At 49.1% G+C, this 19497-nt stretch carries 18 protein-coding genes; 6 read left to right on the forward strand and 12 right to left on the reverse strand.

The genetic code is table 11. The annotated features are described in order from the left end of the window. Window positions 1-3 precede the first annotated feature (3 nt). Window positions 4-888: an ABC transporter ATP-binding protein gene (locus W04_RS16720; protein WP_022943935.1), complete on the reverse strand. Its 885-nt coding sequence runs from the start codon at window positions 886-888 to the stop codon at window positions 4-6. Window positions 889-1050: 162 nt separating this feature from the next. Here W04_RS16720 and W04_RS16725 point away from each other — a divergent pair, with 162 nt between their 5' ends. Beyond that, a complete protein-coding gene (locus tag W04_RS16725; RefSeq protein ID WP_053911669.1) occupies window positions 1051-1728 on the forward strand; it encodes a nitroreductase family protein in 678 nt (225 codons plus the stop codon). Here W04_RS16725 and W04_RS16730 read toward each other — a convergent pair. The 3 genes from W04_RS16730 to W04_RS16740 are packed head-to-tail and all read right to left on the reverse strand — an operon-like array spanning window position 1723 to window position 6337. After that, the gene (locus W04_RS16730; protein ID WP_053911670.1) at window positions 1723-2778 is read right to left on the reverse strand and encodes an efflux RND transporter periplasmic adaptor subunit; all 1056 of its coding nucleotides are present in this window, start codon (window positions 2776-2778) and stop codon (window positions 1723-1725) included. The two genes, W04_RS16725 and W04_RS16730, sit on opposite strands and share 6 nt — an antisense overlap. Then, window positions 2768-6037, reverse strand: a complete 3270-nt coding sequence (locus tag W04_RS16735) for an efflux RND transporter permease subunit (protein WP_053911671.1) — start codon at window positions 6035-6037, stop codon at window positions 2768-2770. The genes W04_RS16730 and W04_RS16735 overlap by 11 nt, the downstream gene beginning before the upstream one ends. A 3-nt stretch (window positions 6038-6040) precedes the next feature. After that, entirely contained in the window at window positions 6041-6337 is a 297-nt protein-coding gene (locus W04_RS16740) for a helix-turn-helix transcriptional regulator (RefSeq protein ID WP_053911672.1), read from the reverse strand. Between the two features lie 136 nt (window positions 6338-6473). Between W04_RS16740 and W04_RS16745 the strand changes: the two genes are divergently transcribed. From W04_RS16745 to W04_RS16755, 3 genes are read left to right on the forward strand one after another with little or no spacing between them, the layout of a single operon-like run. After that, entirely contained in the window at window positions 6474-6662 is a 189-nt protein-coding gene (locus W04_RS16745) for a DUF2892 domain-containing protein (RefSeq protein ID WP_022943930.1), read from the forward strand. A gap of 1 nt (window position 6663) precedes the next feature. After that, window positions 6664-7008, forward strand: a complete 345-nt coding sequence (locus W04_RS16750) for a rhodanese-like domain-containing protein (protein WP_053911673.1) — start codon at window positions 6664-6666, stop codon at window positions 7006-7008. Window positions 7009-7066: 58 nt separating this feature from the next. Next, on the forward strand, window positions 7067-8845 hold the full coding sequence (locus tag W04_RS16755; protein ID WP_053911674.1) for an alkaline phosphatase: 1779 nt from the start codon (window positions 7067-7069) through the stop codon (window positions 8843-8845). Here the strand turns inward: W04_RS16755 and W04_RS16760 are convergent. Both W04_RS16760 and W04_RS16765 read right to left on the reverse strand, forming a co-directional pair. Further along, the gene (locus W04_RS16760) at window positions 8842-9387 is read right to left on the reverse strand and encodes a PH domain-containing protein (protein ID WP_053911675.1); all 546 of its coding nucleotides are present in this window, start codon (window positions 9385-9387) and stop codon (window positions 8842-8844) included. The genes W04_RS16755 and W04_RS16760 overlap by 4 nt on opposite strands. Further along, complete coding sequence (locus W04_RS16765) at window positions 9380-9784, reverse strand: DUF3224 domain-containing protein (RefSeq protein ID WP_053911676.1); 405 nt, start codon at window positions 9782-9784, stop codon at window positions 9380-9382. The genes W04_RS16760 and W04_RS16765 overlap by 8 nt, the downstream gene beginning before the upstream one ends. A 139-nt stretch (window positions 9785-9923) precedes the next feature. On the opposite strand from W04_RS16765, the gene W04_RS16770 reads away from it, so the two are divergent. Further along, window positions 9924-11711, forward strand: coding sequence for an ABC transporter transmembrane domain-containing protein (locus W04_RS16770; RefSeq protein WP_053911677.1), 1788 nt, complete (start codon window positions 9924-9926; stop codon window positions 11709-11711). Here the strand turns inward: W04_RS16770 and W04_RS16775 are convergent. After that, window positions 11701-12345 carry an OmpA family protein gene (locus W04_RS16775; protein WP_371741515.1) on the reverse strand — a complete coding sequence of 215 codons (645 nt, stop codon included), beginning with the start codon at window positions 12343-12345 and terminating at the stop codon, window positions 11701-11703. The genes W04_RS16770 and W04_RS16775 overlap by 11 nt on opposite strands. 71 nt (window positions 12346-12416) lie before the next feature. Continuing rightward, entirely contained in the window at window positions 12417-13241 is an 825-nt protein-coding gene (locus W04_RS16780; protein WP_082342272.1) for an ABC transporter substrate-binding protein, read from the reverse strand. Window positions 13242-13274: 33 nt separating this feature from the next. Here W04_RS16780 and chrA point away from each other — a divergent pair, with 33 nt between their 5' ends. After that, entirely contained in the window at window positions 13275-14408 is a 1134-nt protein-coding gene (gene chrA, locus W04_RS16785) for a chromate efflux transporter (protein WP_053911678.1), read from the forward strand. Window positions 14409-14421: 13 nt separating this feature from the next. Here chrA and W04_RS16790 read toward each other — a convergent pair whose 3' ends face one another. The 4 genes from W04_RS16790 to speA form a co-directional block, all read right to left on the reverse strand. After that, window positions 14422-15615: a mechanosensitive ion channel family protein gene (locus W04_RS16790; RefSeq protein ID WP_045980275.1), complete on the reverse strand. Its 1194-nt coding sequence runs from the start codon at window positions 15613-15615 to the stop codon at window positions 14422-14424. Next, on the reverse strand, window positions 15612-16532 hold the full coding sequence (locus W04_RS16795; RefSeq protein ID WP_053911679.1) for an acyltransferase: 921 nt from the start codon (window positions 16530-16532) through the stop codon (window positions 15612-15614). Before W04_RS16795 ends, W04_RS16790 begins: the two co-directional genes overlap by 4 nt. 2 nt (window positions 16533-16534) lie before the next feature. Then, complete coding sequence (locus tag W04_RS16800) at window positions 16535-17428, reverse strand: acyltransferase (protein WP_053911680.1); 894 nt, start codon at window positions 17426-17428, stop codon at window positions 16535-16537. Window positions 17429-17524: 96 nt separating this feature from the next. Continuing rightward, window positions 17525-19405, reverse strand: coding sequence for a biosynthetic arginine decarboxylase (gene speA / locus W04_RS16805; protein WP_045980273.1), 1881 nt, complete (start codon window positions 19403-19405; stop codon window positions 17525-17527). Window positions 19406-19497 lie beyond the last annotated feature (92 nt).

Raw genomic sequence — 19497 nt, forward strand, 5'->3', positions numbered from 1 at the left:
CTCCTACGCCTGTGCCGCTGCACGTTGCTGGTATAAAGTCGAGAAATACACGTCTTCTAAGTTACTGGGCACGGCCTCAAATCCTTCCGGCGGCGCATCGGCAAATACATGTAAAATAGTATTGCCAGCAAACAAGCGTTTAGAAATCACCGGTAGATGCTGCTCAAGCTCTAACGCCTGCTGTTGATTGGCCACTTCTTTTCGCCAAATCTGGCCATTAAGCTGATGGGTCAAATCGATAGGGTTGCCTTGCAGGAGAATTTCGCCACCCGCTAGCACCGCCATGTTAGGGCATAACTCACTGACATCATCAACGATGTGAGTTGATAAGATCACCACTTTTTGCTCACCCAAACTAACTAATAGATTGTGAAAGCGATTCCGCTCTTCAGGGTCTAAGCCCGCAGTCGGCTCATCGACTATCAGTAGGTCAGGGTCGCCAAGCAGCGCTTGAGCAATGCCAAAGCGTTGGCGCATGCCTCCTGAAAAACCACTCACTGCTTTCAGTTTATGCTCATACAAATTGGTGTGCGCAAGTAGGCCATCGACCACTTCTTTACGCTCTTTGGCGTTGTCTAAACCTTTTAATATCGCCATATGATCGAGCAAATCTGCTGCACTAACTCGGGGATAGACGCCAAAATCTTGTGGCAGATAACCCAGGCGGCGGCGCACTTCCTGCGGCTGTTTAAATACATCCAGTCCATCAAACTCGATGGTGCCGCTATCCGCTGTTTGTAAGGTTGCAATGGTGCGCATCAATGATGATTTTCCGGCACCGTTCGGCCCAAGGAGCCCAAACATGCCTTTAGGGATTGTTAAATTCACTCCTTTGAGCGCTTGCACGCCATTGCCATATGTTTTGGTAAGGCCTTGAATCGAAAGCACGGGGTATTCCTTTTTATATTTATTATTAGTGCCTAGGGTTATACCACAGGGGAAAGCGGGTACAAAGATGAACGCGACGTTAATATGTAAGTAAATATGATGTAGACAGAAATACCATTCGGACCTAGGCTAAATTCACCACCACCATTGAGCGAGTACACTATGCAGCCCCACCAACATACCCCGTTAACCGACTTTATTGAGTACCCTGCCGCGCAAATGCTGACGCGTGCGCAGGAGTTTTTAGACACCGCCAAACGTCGCCATAGTATTCGTAGTTTTAGCGGCCGTGCGGTTGATAAGCGCATTATCGAAACCTGTATTCAGGCGGCAGGCACAGCGCCGAGTGGAGCTAACCACCAACCCTGGCACTTTGTCGCTATCAATTCCGAAGCCGTAAAAAAGCAAATTCGCGAGCAAGCAGAGCAATTAGAGCGCTCGTTTTATGAGGGCCGCGCTGGGCAGCAGTGGCTAGATGCACTCAAACCTTTGGGCACCGATGCGCAAAAGCCATATTTACAACATGCGCCTTGGTTAATCGCGGTATTTAGCCAGAAAAAAGGCGGTTTACACACCGATGAGCAGCAACCCAATTATTATGTTCACGAGTCTGTTGGGCTCGCTACAGGCTTTTTAATTCAAGGCTTACATCGCGCCGGGCTAGCCACCCTCACGCACACTCCCAAGCCGATGAGCTTCCTGAGCGAAATTTGCGGCCGTAACAAGGACAATGAACGTCCCTATATGCTTACCGTGGTTGGCTACCCAAGTGACGATGCCACGGTGCCTAACCACGCTTTACAGAAAAAATCGCTGACTGAGATAGCAACATTTTTATAGCGCTGCGGGCTGCGCTTCGGTGGCTATTATCTCACCGGGGCTCAGCCCTGAAAGCACCTCAACCTGATCATCCACAATTTGTCCCAAACGAACATAACGGCGCTGCAATTGTCCTTGCTTTACCACCATGACCATGTCCAGCTGACCATGTTGGTGCACCCACTCGCGGGCCACCAGCACTCCTTGGCGTGAAGACGCTGGCAGCTCCAGCTGCGCATACAAGCCTGGCAGCAGCTTCGCACTTTGTGGCGCCGCAAAGCGCATCAACAGTGAGCGCGAACCACTGTCTGCGGCGGGGACCACCTCCACCAACGGCACGTCTGCCTGTAGCGCTAACGCGGCGATTGAAACTCGTCGCTGTGTGCCAATATCCAAGGTTAATGCCTGGCCTTCACGTACCGCAAACTCAAGCTGTAGTTGCTGCGGGTTGTAAATGGCCAGTAGCGCCTGCCCTGGGCTGGCGGTATCACCCGGCTCAGCGAAACGCTCGACCACGCGCCCAGCAATAGGTGCAGTAATGGTGGCGTACTGTAAGGCAATCTGCGCTTGTTGCAACGCTTGTTGGGCCTGCTCAACACTGGCTTTGAGGTTGTCATGGTTGGCGGTAGCTACATCAATATCGTTTTGCGAAATCAATCCTTGTGCAAATAGCTCGTTAGCACGGCGAAGCTGTTTACTGGCCTGCGTCAATGACGCTTGCAATGCATTTACTTGCGCTTTGGCTTGCTGCACTTGGCTTTGTAGCGCCTTTTTATCAAGCTCAATCACCACTTGCCCTTGCTTTACGGTGTCGCCTGCACGCACTAAAAAGCGCTCAATCTGTGCTAATACCCGTGCTGAAACTTGGGTATTTTGCTTGGCAATAACCTGCCCTGGCACCACTTCTGCAACATTTATGGCACTAAGCTCAACCTGATGGGTGGCGCCTCGGTATGATTGTTCATCGGTTTTAACTCCTGGCGCAATATGCTGAGTAAGCACTCCAGAAAACCACACTATTACGGCGGCTAAAATAGCTATGACGAGCGCCGCTGTTAACTTAGTTCGCATTGTTTGCTTCCTCTTTTGCAAAGACCAGGTAATACACCAAAGGCACGACCAGCAAAGTGAATAGGGTTGAGGCGAGAATGCCGAAAATAATCGCGATTGCGAGACCGCTAAAGACGGGATCAAAAATGATCATTATATTGCCCAGCAGGGTGGTCCCAGCGGTTAACAGCACTGGTCGCATACGTACCTGCACAGCGTTAATAAGCGCCGTTTTAATGGCTTCACCTTGGCGTCGTGATTGTTCAATAAACTCCACGAGGATCAGTGAATTACGTATGACGATACCGGCCAGGGCAATCATTCCAATCATCGCCGTGGCGGTAAATAACACCGGCTCCGGCGCGCCGGCAATAGCGCGCTCACCCAATTGATTCAGTAACCAAAAGCCGGGCATAATCCCAATAATGGTAAGCGGAATGGCCGACATAATAATTAATGCCAAGCTCATGGATTTTGTTTGCACCCGCAACAACACTAAAATGGCCACCAACGCAAAGGCAAAGGCAATGCCCATATCGCGAAACACGTCAATGGTGATGCGCCACTCCCCTTCGCCGCTAAAAGATACATCAATCCCCTCGCTAAGGTGCCATGCTTGAGTACCACCCGAATTAACAAAAGTACGCTGCTGCCAAGGGGTGCTTTGCAATTCTGCCACGCCCTTATCGGCACTGACATCGGCAATCACTTCCGCCGGGGTACGGCCATTGAGCTCAGCCATGACATAGATAACCCGTTGTAAGTCTTTGCGCACAATGGGCTGGGGTCGCGCTAATGAGTTAAACTCGCCCAACTCGGACAGCGCCACCATAGGCTGAGGAGCGCTAGATAAACCAAGCTCCGAACTGCGTTGGCTAATATTGCGCTGACCTTTCACCTGCAAGGCGCCAACATGTGTTTGCGTACGGTGGCGATATGGCAGCGTCACCTCGATAGGCAGCGGGTTGATTTCATCATCGACATAAAGTTGACCGACCTGCTGACCTTTTAATGCCACCCTCAACGCCGTAGCGATATCGGCGCTGGCTACCGCCGACAGTGCCGCTTTGCTAGTGTTGGTAACAAAGCGCAGCTGTGTTTGCGCGGCGGCCATGGAGCTGTCAACTTCAACAACATGGGGCTCTTGGCGCAGCCGCGCCATCACTTGGCGTGCGGCCTCACGATGCTGTTGCGCATCAATAAACGGTTTGGCATAGACCTCGGCGACCAAAGTGCTCAGCACCGGAGGTCCGGGCGGCACCTCAATCACTTTAATAGTGATCTCATCTTGATTAAATTCGGCCAGCTTATCACGCAGCCGTAACACCACGGCATGGGACTGATGCTGGCGTTGCGATTTATCGTGTAGTAATACCCGTAACTCCCCCTGATGCTCGCTAACGCGGCGGTAATAACCTCGCACCATACCATTAAAGTCCATACTCGAAGGCTGGCCGACGTACGCGGCAATGGCCTTGACCTCATTAAGCTGCCACACCTTATGCTGAACCTGACGGGTTACCGCCGCTGTATGCTCCAATGCCGTCCCTTCGGGCATGTCAATGAGCACCTGGACCTCACTTTTATTATCATAGGGCAGTAACTTCAGCGGTACGGCACGCATCACTGGTAAGCTGGCACTGAATACAAATAACGCTAAAACCGTATACAGCACCCATTTGGCTCTGCGTGGTTGGCTAAGGATATAACCCAGCAATTGCGTGTATTTCTGCATCGCTTTGCTTGGCTCCCTGAGCGCTAGACCTTGCTCTGGCTTGAGGATACGCATAGCTAGCCATGGCGTTACGAAAAATGCCACCAGTGTCGATAGCGCGACACTGATTGGCACGTTAAACGCCATGGGCGCCATATAGGGACCCATCATTCCGGTAATAAAGGCAAGTGGAAAGAAGGCCACCATAATGGTCAATGTTGACATCAATAGCGGCGTGCGGATTTCGCTGATGGCAGCGACGATGTTATCTTTTCGATCACCAGAGCGATTAAGGTAACGACTGATATTGTCTATGCCGGTGATTGGGTCATCGACTAATAGCCCCAAGGCTAAAATGAGCGCGAACAAGGTGACACGGTTAATGGTGTAACCAAATGCCCAATCTAAGGTAAGGGTGAGGCCATAGCAAATAGGCAAGGCCAAGGCGATCACGATCGCTGGACGCCACCCTAGAAACACGCCAATAAAGAGCACCACGGTAATAATGGCAAAACCCAGGCTGGCACCGAGGTTATTGACTTTGTCATTCGCTGTTTGGCCATAATCGCGTAGCGTCACCACTTTGACTTCAGGCGGCAACAGCTGTTGTTGCAACCGCGCCATTTCACGATGCACCGCATCGGCAACCGCCACCGCATTACTACCCCCTTGCTTTGCCACGCTTAAGGTCACTAAGGGCAGCTGCTGGTGATCGCCGTGTTGTAACCACTGGTAATGACTCGGCTCACTGGGGCCGACGGTGATCTCGGCGACGCTATCTAAACGCACTGCCTGACCATTGACAACATTAACCACTAACTCACTGAGCTGCGCTTGGTCGCGTAAGGCATCACCGGCTTGAACATGCACCCGCCATGGACCTTGAGCATCGTTGACTCGACCCACTTCATGCAGCTGATTTGATACTTCCAGCGCATAGAGAACATCTTGTACCGTGGTTTGATGGGCATTGAGCGCGCTGATATCGAGATAAATATAGGCACTGCGTTTACGTCCAGCGACCACCTTTACCTCGCTCGTATCCGCCAAGCGCTGTAAATTGGTGGCTAGCTCCTGGGCCATGCGGGTGAGGTCATAATCGTTATAGAGCTGCGGTGCCTCGCTGTATAAGCCCAACATCACAATGGCCACATCATCGACCGATATGGGCTTAATCTGCCACTGCTTAACCACCTGAGGCATAGTGTCTTGATAGGCATATAATTTTGCATAAGTGTCTATCAAAGCTTGCTCGCGGGAGTGACCCACCTCGAAGCGCAGTGTGGTCACTAGTTGCTCATTAGCCGTGGTGGAATAGATGTGTTCAACCCCTGGAATTTGCGCCAGCAGCTTCTCTAGTTTGATGGTCACCAGCCGTTCGACTTGTGGCGCTTCAATTCCGGGCACGGCCACCGTGATATCAAGCATAGGCACGGTGATCTGTGGCTCTTCCTCACGCGGGGTATAGCTTAAGGCCAAGGCGCCAAGCACCAAGGCCACAATGAAAACCACCAACGCAAAAGGGCCGTTCAAACTCGCTTTTACTGTTTTATCCAAGGCGTTCACAGCCTACTCCTGACAAAATAGCATGTATAAAGTCTGCAAAATGGCCTTAGCGTTATCATCACACAACTGGTAGTAAATGGTCTGACTCTCACGCCGCGTGGTCACCATGTTTTCGTTACGCAATACAGCGAGGTGCTGTGATAATGCCGACTGACTTAACGGCACTGCATCATTGAGCTGGGATACGCTGAGTTCACCCTGCTGCAAACTGCATAGGATCATTAGACGGTTTTTATTTGCCAGAATCTTCAACAGGCTTTGTGCCTGCTCAGCGCTGTCGGCTATTTTACTGAAATCCACATGTCGCTCTTGTTGTGAACTGAGAATGGCAGAAGTATAGAAAGGAATATTAGCCTTGTCTAATATTAATTGTTGCTAATTTAGATTTTACTAATATACTTAATGTAGTCTCTCATCTCTAACAAGGTGTATTGCTATGAATATATCTGCTGCGCTGCGACTGATTGCTGGCGTTATGGTCCTGATATCCTTACTGCTGGCGCATTTCGTCGACTCTAACTGGCTATTTTTTACTGTATTTATTGCCCTTAATCTTATCCAATCAGCATTTAGCGGTTGGTGTCCTATGATGTATATATTAAAAAAGCTAGGCATGGAGGAATAATATGCTGACCCCTATCCCAGATTTACTGAAAACCATCACCCCTAATCAACGCCGCATTAGCGCCGAGCAAGCGAAAGCGGAGCTAAATGATAATCATGGCTTATTGATTGATGTACGCGAACCCGCCGAGCATGCAACCAAAGCCGCCACTGGCGCTATTAATATTCCTCGGGGGCTACTGGAAATGAAGCTGATGGAAATTGAAAAAGACGCCAACCGCCCTATCTACTTACACTGTGCCAGCAGTGCGCGGGCGACACTAAGTGCCGAGCAGCTCACTCGCGTTGGCTACAAAAATGTCACCGTCATAACCTGTAAGGCCGATCATATTTGTCAGGTGTTTTAACCTAACAGTAACATGACTCCGATATGCTCTGTATTTTTAGGTTAATGGGTACAGAGTAATGACGTTAACACGGAGAAGTTTTTTAAAGGCATCGGCAGCCGGGTTTGGTGCTGCCGTTTTATCGCTCGGCCTCAGTGGCTGTGTATTCGATAGTGACGATGACGATAGCGTCGATGTGAGCTTTGATCACGGTGTCGCCAGCGGCGACCCACTCAGCGATGCCCTCATTATTTGGACTCGAGTAACACCGCAACAGCCAGTTAGCAGCCTCAAAGTGCAATGGCAGGCGGCAACCGATCCCGAGTTTATCAACATCAGCCATGATGGCGAGGCGCAGGTAAGTGCCGACAGTGACTTTACACTGAAAGTGGACTTACAAGGCCTCGATGCTAACACTCAGTACTACTACCGCTTTAAGGCATATGGCAAAACCTCTCCTACGGGTAAGGGGAAAACGCTGCCAACAGGCAATATCGAGCAAGTTAAGTTCGCCGTGCTTTCATGCGCAAACTACCCTGCTGGCTATTTTCATGTATATGGCGAGGTTGCCAAACAACCCGACTTAGACGCGGTATTACACCTTGGCGATTACCTCTATGAGTACGGTAATGACGGTTATGCCACTGCCGATGCAGCGGCCCTTGGGCGCCTACTACCGCAAGATAACAGCACAGAAATGTTATCGCTTGAAGATTACCGTAAACGTTATGCACACTACCGCACAGATACCGACCTACAAGCAGCGCACAGCCATTGTCCGTTTATTGTGGTGTGGGACGACCATGAAATAACCAATGATACCTGGCGTGATGGTGCCCAAAATCATAATGAGGACGAAGGGGATTTCACTCAACGTAAGCTTTATGCCTTACAAGCTTACTTCGAGTGGATGCCCATACGTAATGTGGCCGACAAAGAGCGTATTTATCGTCGTTTTGATTTTGCTAACCTAGTGTCTTTGTACATGCTGGATACCCGCGTACTGGGCCGCGATGAGCAACTTAGCTTTGCTGATTTTGATCTTGCTAGCGCTCCAGGACAAGTGCAGTTTGCCAGTGCTATTAGCTCCTCATCACGGGCTCTTTTAGGTAGCGAGCAATTAACTTGGCTACAAGATGGCATTATGACCTCTGACTGCCAATGGCAAGTACTCGCACAGCAGGTCCTGATGACGAAGATGCATATGCCGGTGGAAGTATTACAGCTGCTCGGGAGCCTGCAAGTAGCCTTGGCTAGTGGCGAAGATACAAGCGCCCTGCTCACCCAAGCCAATGCTTTGTTCGCTGAGTTGGCGCAAATAAAAACACGCATACTAGCTGGGGATCCCACTGTCAGTGCCAACGAGCGCGCCCGGGTAGAAACCAAAGTACCCTACAACCTTGATGCCTGGGACGGTTACGCTTATGAGCGCGAGATGTTGCTCGCCAGCGCCGTAGCTGCGCAAAAGGATTTAGTTGTACTTGCTGGCGATACCCATAATGGTTGGGCAGGTCAATTGCGAACCGACGCCACTAATCCCATTGCTGCTAACCAAGCGGCTGGCGTTGAATTTGCCACCGCTTCGGTTTCTTCCCCTGGACTTGAAAGTTATTTATCCCTGAACACTCAGGATCCGCAGGCAGTAGCACAAATAGAGCAGGTCATCACCTTGCTGATTGACGACCTTACCTATAATAACTTAGTGGATCGGGGTTATCTCACGGTGACGTTCACCGCCGAGCAGGCACAGGCGCAGTGGCATTACATCAACACGGTAAAAGACAGCAATTACCAAGTGCTTTCAACACGTTCAAAGCAGTTATCGGTGAATGCCGGTAGTCGTCAGCTGATAAGTTAATCTGAACGCTGCTCGAGATGCTTGAGTCGCGTATCAATCCGTTCTACAACTTCGACCAGGCGTGCCAACAGCGCTTGGTCACTAGGTTGTGATAGAGAGTCTGATTGTGTTTGTTGATGCTCAGCTAAACGCTCTTTTTGCGCCAAAATGGCCTCACGGAACTGCTGTGCATCCACCACTCCGATGAGTGACACTAACGCACCGGTACCCGACTGGCCCGCTGTTTCAAAGCTCAATTGATGAATACCAAACACTCGCATCAATGGCCCTTGCGTTAACCCCACATCGGTAATTTTATCAAGGGGAATGGTTTTTTCAGTGCGCACCAAAATACCGCGTTTAACAAACAGCTTTTTTTCACTCAAGGTTGCCGACATGGCCGCCAACATACGCCCTGATACGAGCCACACAACAATGGCAATAACGGGGATAAAAACAATACCAAACAAGGTCACAGAGGCAACCAATAACCACAAGACCAACCAGTATTGTTTCACTTTGGGGTTAAATTGCGCACTGTGTAAAATCGTTTCACTACTCATTAGTACTACCTAGCTGGTAGTCAAATACGTAATGGTGAGCGCCATTGTCCATATTGATGGTCATTTTCCCGCTCAAGCCTCGCAATTCGCCGCTACCTGAATCCGGCACCACCTCAAGGATCAATGTATCTTTGCCTTGGTTCATGGTACCGAAGTGCTGGAGCACGAAGCTGCCTTTTTTGTCACCCAGTGTCCCAGTGACCTGCTCCAAGGCAACATAACCAGCAGAGCCTTGCACTGGCGTGCGGGCACTGAGCATTTCACCTTGACTAATACCGTGGAGCTCACCACTAAAGGTTTTATCTATCGACATTCTTCCTAAATCAGTACCGTCTACCCCAGTGGCATAACTTTGTTGCGGGTTTAATTTAACGGTAAAAGTTCCTGTTGCTTGCATGGTAGCTTCCTGTTGGTTAGTCCTTGTACTCTAGTTGTATAGAAAAACCACCAACAACGCAACGTTGGTATCATAGCAACCATGGCGCCAGTGCACAGGTTTGATACACTGAGCACTTAATCCGCAGCAAAGTACGCATATGAACACAGCCGCTAACGAAAAAAGCGCTTTGCGCTACCTCCGCCCTATTTTTAAATTTGTGTGGCCTTATAAGTGGGTGGTTATCGCCGCCCTCGCAGCGCTACTACTAACCGCAGGTATTAACCTTTCGTTGGGACAGGGGCTCAAGCAAGTGATTGATGACGGCTTTATTGCTGGTTCAATTACTCAGCTACGACAATCTGTGATGGTGCTTATTGCCCTAATCGCGATCATGGCGGTGGGAATTTTCTGCCGCTTTTACATGATGTCGTGGCTAGGTGAGCGCGTTAGTAACGATATTCGCAAGGCGGTGTTCGCGCGTATCGTCTCCCTGCACCCAAGTTACTTTGAAGAGAATCGCAGCGGCGAAATTATGTCGCGCCTAACCACCGATACCACCTTACTGCAAAGCATCGTCGGCTCGTCTTTATCCATGGCGCTGCGCAGTGCGTTGATGCTTATCGGCGGCATCATTATGCTGTTTATCACTAATGTGAAGCTGACGTTGATCGTACTGCTGTGTGTACCGCTGGTGCTCTTACCTATGAAGTTATTCGGCCGCCGCGTGCGCTACTTAGCAAGTAGCTCCCAAGATGCTATCGCTGACATCAGCACCTATGCTGGCGAGGTCATGCAAAACATCAAAACTGTGCACAGTTTTAACCGCCAGGCGATGGAGCAAAACGCTTTTAACGGTGAAGTAGATAAAGCTTTCTCAGTCGCCAAACGACGAATACTTCAACGCGCCATCCTGATAGCCCTCGTGATTTTTATCACCTTCTCAGGAATCAGTTTTATGCTCTACAGCGGCGGCGTGGATGTTCTCAATGGCGCTATGACTGGCGGTGAGCTGGCAGCCTTTGTTTTTTATGCTGTGGTGGTGGCGATGTCGGTAGGCACAGTGGCGGAAATATATGGCGAACTGCAACGCGCGGCGGGGGCCGCTAAGCGCCTAGTAGAGCTGCTGCAAGTACGCAGCGATATAATCGACCCGACGACTCCAGCCCGCTTTGACAACCAGCAAAGCGAAACGGCCATTTTAGCTTTTAATGAGGTGAGTTTTTGCTACCCCTCGCGACCAGATAAACCCGCCCTTGATGGATTTAACCTAACCATTAACGCTGGTGAGACCATTGCAATTGTCGGCCCTTCGGGGGCGGGCAAAAGCACCTTGTTTGAGTTGTTACAGCGTTTCTATGACGTGAGCAGTGGCCAAATTAAGTTGCACAACAAAGAACTTAGCACTTTGTCTTTACACGCGCTTCGTGACGAAATGGCTATGGTGGCCCAGCATCCAGTGCTGTTTAGCGCCGATGTTTATCACAATATCGCGTATGCGCGCGAAGACGCCACACAAGCCCAAGTTATCGCTGCCGCGAAACAAGCCTATGCACATGAATTTATAAACGACTTACCTGATGGCTACAGTAGCTTTTTGGGGGAGCGGGGGGTGCGCCTATCGGGAGGGCAAAAACAGCGCATTGCCATTGCTCGTGCGATTTTAAAAGACCCTAATATTTTACTTTTAGACGAAGCGACCAGCGCTTTAGACGCCGAAAGTGAGTTTCATGTGCAAGCCGCGCTGACCCGACTCATGCAATCCCGCACAACGCTAATTATTGCCCATCGTTTAAGTACGGTGATGCATGCGGATCGCATCGTGGTCATGGACCAAGGTAAAGTGGTGGCCGTTGGTGACCACCCGACATTATTGCAACAATCGGCGCTGTATCAGCGCCTATGCGAGTTGCAATTTAATCAGCCTTCGCAGTTATCTAGTTCTTAACGTTAGGCACGATTTGGATTTCTACACGACGGTTCAAGGCGCGACCGTTAGCCGTGGAATTATCCGCAACCGGGCGACTTTCGCCAAAGCCTTGAGTGCTCACACGCGCCGCTAAAATTTGCTTGTTCACCAAGTAATTTTTAACGCTCTGAGCACGCTGCTCAGATAAACGTTGGTTATAATCACTGGCGCCGGTGCTGTCGGTATGACCTTGAACGCTCAGGTAGGTTTTCTCGTACTTGTTCATAACACTGGCAATTGCGTCTAAAGTACGGTGGAAACCACTAGAGATATAAGATTGATCGGTGGCAAAGGTAATATTTGAAGGCATCACTAAACGGATGTTATCGCCCTCGCGTACCACTTCCACGCCCGAGCCCGCTAATTCATCTCGAAAAGCCTGCTCCTGCTTATCCATGTAGTCACCTACCGCAGCACCCGCTAAGGCGCCAATGGCGGCACCGATAAAAATACGCTTGTCGTCATGATCGCCCGTCGCTTTACCTAGTACGGCGCCAATACCGGCACCGATACCTGCACCTTTTTGCGTATTGGTTGCTTGGCAACCTGACAACACCACTGTTACCGCTACTGCTGTAGCCACTGTAGAAAAACGAGTCATACGTTTAACCATTGTGAATTCCTAAATAGTTGAGTATGCAGGTGATACTAGCAAAGATTAATGAACTAGAGGTTAAAACCGTGCTAATTAATTCCGTTTTGAGGCATCACTGGAGGTAGCGCATAAGGTTTGACCAACGCACTTAACTCGCCACTGTTAAGCATTTTCTGGTACTGCTGATTAATTTTCTCAGCCAGTGTGCTGCCAGCAAAACGCGATGCAAACGCCATATGACCATAAATGGCGTCTTGGTACCTATATGGGTGCTTCATAAGTTGATGTGCCGGACGTTGCAGTACGCCCATGGCATGTTCTGCCGTCGCTTCGACGCCAATAAACAGGTCTACGCGGTCTTTAAGTAACATATCTAAAGCGATTTGCTCTGACGTCACTGGTACTTTTATCAGCTTTTCATCATTGTCAAAGCGCGCAAAGTGCGCCGCTCCGCGCATCACCGCAATACGTTTCCCATACAAGTCGTTGTAGTGCTCAATGTTAAAGCTGGGTGTCTTTAGTGAATAAAAGCTAAATGATGAGTGCAATGCCATATAAGCTGGCGTGACAAACTGCAGTTGTTGTTCACGAGCAGGGGTACGTATTAGCCCGCCCATTATATCGACTTCATTATGAGTGAGTAAGTAAACACAGCGAGAAAACGGGCATGCAATTACGTTGATATCGAAGTTTAGCTCTTGTGCTATCGGGCGCAGGATATCAATAATCAGCCCTTTAGGTGCGCTCGATTCGGTATTGCTATACGGCGGCGCATGATCGACGGCCACACTAACAACCGTGCGAGCACTGGCACAAAGCGAATATACCAACGTAACTATCAGCAAAAAAAAGACGCGTGCTCTTACTACCACCTGTGCCCCTTGCAACCAACACCGCTGTGCCTGTACTGTCATATTAATGACAACTAATCGAAGTATAGTTTAGCGATGAAACTTTTATCGTTATTTTACCAGTTTTTCCTCCTCGGCTGCACTAGCTTTGGTGGCCCAGCAGCACATTTAGGTTACTTTCAACGCCACTTCGTTGAAAACAAGCAATGGTTATCACAGCAGCAGTACGGGCACTTGATCTCGCTCAGCCAGCTATTACCAGGTCCCGGCAGTTCGCAGGTAGGCTTCGCAATTGGCTTACACCATGCGGGCGTGCTTGGTGGCATCGTTGCTTTTGTTGGCTTCACCTTGCCCTCTATGTTGATTATGGTGTTATTGGCTGTTGGCGCGCAGCAATTAGGCTGGGGGCTGTCTGGGTTGATCATTGGCCTAAAACTTTTCGCAGTCGTCATTGTTACTGATGCACTGATAACGATGACTAAAAGCTTTTGCCCTAACTGGCAAACAAAAGCGTTAGCATTGCTCAGTGCCTTGGCACTTATTTTTGTTCCTTCCCTTTACACTCAACTGGCCATTTTAGCCGTAGCTGGCGTAACCGGTGCTTGGTTATTAAAACCGATGGAGTGCGCCGAGTCCGAGTCGCCTACACGACTTAACTGGCCGGCTTTACTGCTCTTTTCAGTGCTGTTTTTACTTACCTTTAGCGCGGCTTCTGGCTATTGGCAACTGGCTGGGCAGTTCTATCAAGCGGGATCTTTGGTATTTGGCGGCGGCCATGTGGTGTTACCGCTGTTAGACACTATTCTGACGGATGTTGACAGCGATGCATTTTTATCCGGCTATGCAGCCGCCCAGGCCATTCCTGGGCCGATGTTTACCTTTGCTACGTACCTTGGTGCTATCATGACACCGCACGCGCCTTTGCTAGGTGCTACCTTAGCCACCTTAGCCATTTTTACGCCTGGTTTTTTGTTGGTTATCGGCTTTCATCGCCACTGGCAGTCGTTATTGAGCAACCCACTCGTTGCTGGCGTGAGTAAAGCCATTAATGCTGCAGTGGTGGGCTTTATTGCTGCCGCTTTATACAACCCGATCATCCCCGCAGGCATAAGCCAATGGTGGTATGGTCTTGTTGCCATTATCGGGCTGTGGGTGTTGCGCCAGTATAAACCGCCAATACTTATGGTAATCGCCAGTTTTGCAGCGCTAGGGCTACTGCTGGCAAAGTAGCCCTAACCGCCGATTAGTTAGGGCTACTCATTTGCCCAGTAATACTCTGATATGGGCGTAATTCGAACACAGGCAGCATCGCGAGCAGATGATCCATAATCTCAGCCTGCAAGTGCTCATAAGAGATCCAGCGTTTATCGGCACTGAAGCAGTAAAATTCAATAGGCAGGCCGTGGTTTAGTGGCTGCATCTCACGCACCATTAAGGTCAGCTCATTGTTGATGCGCTCATGCTGCTTCAAGTAGCCTTCGGCATAGCGGCGAAATAACCCGAGGTTAGTGACCTGCTCCGGCAAGTTACTGGCTTTGACATAATCATCAATATTAATGCTGTCGCTGATACGTTGCTGCAATGCCTCGTCGGCGAGGCGAATACTGTTCATATCAATATTCAGCGAGCGCTTTATCCGGCGACCACCAGACTCTTGCATACCGCGCCAATTCTTAAATGAGCCGGCCACCAGCATATAAGTTGGAATTGTGGTGATAGTGTTATCCCAATTACGCACTTTAACGGTGTTCAGGCCAAGATCGATAACTTCACCGTCAGCGCCGTAGTTATCAACCTGAATCCAATCTCCGTAGGTAACCAAGCGATTAGCGGCAATTTGAATACTGGCAACGAAGCCCAAAATCGTGTCTTTAAACACCAGCATAGTGACCGCTGCAATAGCACCAAAACCAGAGATAATATAGGTGGGAGACTTCTCCAGCAGTAATGAGAAGATTAAGATGGCGCAGATTATAAAAGTCACCAGCTTTACCAGCTGGATAAGGCCTTGAATCGGGACTTCTCGGGCAAACTCAAACTGATTATAGATAGCACCACCAACACTGACGACACTACTGACGATAAAGCCGCCATACACAATAAGCGCTATTTGCGCTAAGGTCCGTACAACGCCACCCACCAGCTCGGTGCTTGGAAAAACGTTCTGGAAAAAGGCTAAAAACACCACACAGCAAATAATACCGGCGACGCGACGATTCAGCTTTTGTAGCAACGGCGCCAGCATAGTAATGCGCTCTGGTGATAACTTGGCGGCCAGCGACTGTACACCTGGCAACATCAAGCTGCGCAGGAAAAAATACAGCAACAGAATCGCCAGCATCCCCAAACCTGTCGCGGTAATCGCACTGAATAAACTGGCTTGCTCCATGCCCTCAAACCAAGGCTCGACTAGGGTTTGTAACTGGCTCTCATTCATAGTTCACCTGTTGAATTCGCAACGTCAGAACACACCTCAGTGACAGGTGCATGATTGTGAGCAATCAACGCATCTTTCTGATGCCACATAACATTGAGGTGTTTTTGAAACTCAACGCGAAAGGCTTTGTCTTGCTGATAATCCCCCACTAGTTGTGGCGCAATTTCTCGCACCTCTACGGAGAGTTCAATATGAGTAAGTCGGCCAGTTAAAAAGTCGCGACAGATATGGCTGCCCTGTGATTGGTAGTGCAACGTTGCATCTAAGAGACCGTCAAATTGCTCCCCTAGCACTTGCAGTGCAAAGGCGATACCGCCAGCCTTGGGCTTGAGCAAATGGCGAAATGGACTCTCTTGGCGTTGATGTTTACTGGCCGTGAAACGTGAACCCTCGACAAAATTAACGATACACGATGGATACTGTTTAAAGTTATGGCAACTGCGTTTGGTTCGCTCTACGTCCATACCTTTGAGCTTTGGGTTCTTGGCTATTTGCTCTTTGCTAGCACGCTTCATAAAGGGCATACCCATAGCCCATGCACCGCTGCCAATGAGTGGCACATATTTTAACTCATCTTTGAGGAAGAACTTCGGTGCGGGTAGCTCATTCACCGCACTAAGAACAACGATATCAAGCCAGCTGAGGTGATTAGATATCAGTAAATACCAAGCGCCTTTTTGCACTTCACCGTTGAACGACACATCAAAGTTCTCACAGCCGATCTTTAACCCTAAACGATTACCACCACGCCAGCCATTGTAGGCGCTATGTAATAAGACGGTCACTACATGCAGAGGCAACACTAACTTCACTAAGCCTAAGAGGAATACGATTACTCCCCACACCAGTGTATTCACTAGTAACACACAGCCAGCTAAAATCCCTGCTAACCAATTGGGTAGAAATCGCTTGAGCATAGTTAACTCCTGTTATGCTTTGCTAAATCGTCAAATACACGGTCTTTGTCATGCCACATATCATTAAGTTGCTGCTGAAAAGATACCCGAAATTCATTGTCATTGCTGTAGTCGCCCACCAACTTTTTATCAAGCGGGAGTACCTCAACATGCACAGCAACCTCTTTCACTTTGCCTGCAGCCAAGTCCAAAAATGTGGGGATGCCGCCGGGGTAATGAATGGTCACATTCACTATCTTGCTGATCTGCTCTCCCATCGCTTGCAGCACAAACGCGACACCACCCGCTTTAGGCTTCAGTAAATGCTTAAACGGACTGCGTTGGCGCTGATGCTTGTCCTCGGTATAGCGCGTTCCCTCTACGAAGTTGACAATAGACACCGGCATTTCTTTAAACTTTTCACAGGCTTTGCGTGTGGTTTCGATATCTTTACCACGCAGTTTAGGGTTCTTCTTAAGCTGCGATTTACTGGTGCGTTTCATAAAAGGAAAATCTAATGCCCACCAAGCTAGACCTAAAAAAGGCACGTACAGTAGCTCTTTTTTCAAAAAGAAATTCAAAAATGGAATGCGGCCCCGAAAGATGCGCTGCATCACCAAAATATCGACCCAACTTTGATGGTTGGCAATCACGAGATACCAATCTTTTTTGCGTAGCTTATCAAGGCCGCTCACTGTCATCTTATAGGGAGTGAGCAATTTTTGATTCAATGAGTTACCACCCACCCATAACCCTGCCATGGCTTTTGCCGCCGCACTCATTAACTTTTGCCAAGGCTTGATTGGCAATAATTTCAGTAACCCGCAAAGCACGATGGGGAAAAACCAAAACAGGGTGTTAATCGTGTACAAACTAACACTTAAAACTTGCCTAACTACAGCTACTACAGCGCGCAAAACGACTTTCCTATATAGGTATAAAAAACAAGCGCTAATAATAGCGCTTTTTATCGACAACAGAAAACCGATCTGTTGGTGTTACTAACAACAAAGTTAATCTTCGAAATAGGTGTATCCGCTCAGACCTTGTTGTAGCTGTTCAATATACGCCTTTTTGATGTCACTATCGATATCAAGCGCGTTGATACGCTGGTGATAGACTGCTGCTAAGTCATCGCTATCGTAATGCACAAATTTTAATACGTCCTGAACACTGTCGCCCTTGAGTTTATGACTTAATTTAAACTCGCCATTATCACTGTGCACATGCACCGAGTCGGTATCACCGAAAAGGTTATGGAGATCGCCAAGAATCTCTTGATACGCACCCACCATAAACATAGCGACATGATACTGTTGGCCGAATTCATAACGCGGTATCGGCAGGCTCGTTTCAATCCCCGCACCGTCAACATAATCGCGAATTTGACCATCGGAATCACAAGTGATGTCTTGGATAATCACACGCTGCTCCAATGGCTTATCTAAGTTTTCTATAGGTAGTACCGGAAATAGTTGGCCAATACCCCAGACATCGGGCAGTGATTGGAACAGCGAGAAATTCACAAATAGCTTATCAGCGAGCTTTTCGTTAAGGTCGTCCAATACCTCGCGATGGGCACGCACCGAATCCCGCAAACAATCACGTACCTTATGTAAGGTGCGGAAGTAAAGCTGCTCCACTAACGACCATTGCATAATGCCCAGCATGCCATGAACATACTGGCTATGAGCCTCACTAAATAAGTGCATGGCATCGTGATAGCTCTCCAAGGCCATACGACTGCTCACCGCTTCACAAGTGTGCCGCATTTCTATCACTACAGAAGGCAAATTTTGGTACTGGTCGATGGCTACATCGTTATTTGGGATGCGCTCCACATCCACCACATCGGTAATCAGCACGGCATGATGAGCCGTCAGCGCTCGTCCTGACTCGGTAATGATATGTGGATGTGCTAAATCATGGCTGTCGCTTACCTCACTAAATGCGGCCACCACATTGCGCGCGTATTCTTCCACGGTGTAGTTCATAGAGCAGCTGCTGCGCGACCCCGAACCTTCGTAGTCCACACCTAGACCACCACCGACATCAACCGTTTGTAGCGGTACGCCCATTTGCGATAGTTGCGCGTAGTGGCGTGCACACTCTTTGAGCGCGCGTTGAATGTCGCGAATATTGGCAACCTGTGAGCCAATATGAAAATGCACGAGTTCCAACAAATGTAACTTGCTTTGTTGACGTAGCAGTTCGACCGCTTGCAGTACCTGCGAGGCGGTCAGGCCAAACTTGCCTTTTTCGCCGCCGGTATTTTGCCACTTGCCCTTACCCACAGAGTTGAGGCGAATACGTATACCTATTGCTGCTTCAAGGTTCATGGCCGCCATTTCTTTGAGTAAGGCATCCAATTCAGAGAGCTTTTCGATAACAATATTAACCTTGTGGCCCATGGCTTGACCAATTAATGCGAGACGCAAAAACTCACTATCTTTATAGCCATTACACACTATGGTGATATTTTTTTGTGCCAGTCCCAATATCGCCATTAACTCTGGCTTGGAGCCCGCCTCTAAACCGACTTGGTTGCTATCATGGGCCAATAACTTATGCACCACCGAGCGCTGTTGATTCACTTTAATTGGGTAAACACAGGTATAGCCGCCTTGATACTGCTTCGCCTCATTCGCCTTAGCAAAGGCACCGATAAGCCGTGAAGCTCGGTGTTGCAGAATATCGGTGAAGCGCACTAATACCGGTAACGTCAGACCTTGCTCTTTAAAGCTTTCCACCAGCTTATTTAAAGGCAAACCTGGGCGACTATGATCGCCATCGGGATACGCCACGAGCTCGCCCTGCGGATTAATATCAAAGTAACCGTCGCTCCAGTGACTTACGTTATATACGGCCTGAGCAGCCTGGTAACCCCATTGCATAAAGCACTCTCAATATTGACCTGTGAATTTGCCGCTAGTGTAATACCTTAAAGTGTTCCTAGCGAATAGAAAATCGTACGGATTGGGCTAAA

It is taken from the genome of Pseudoalteromonas sp. SW0106-04 (genome assembly GCF_001293805.1).
GTDB lineage: Bacteria > Pseudomonadota > Gammaproteobacteria > Enterobacterales > Alteromonadaceae > Pseudoalteromonas > Pseudoalteromonas ruthenica.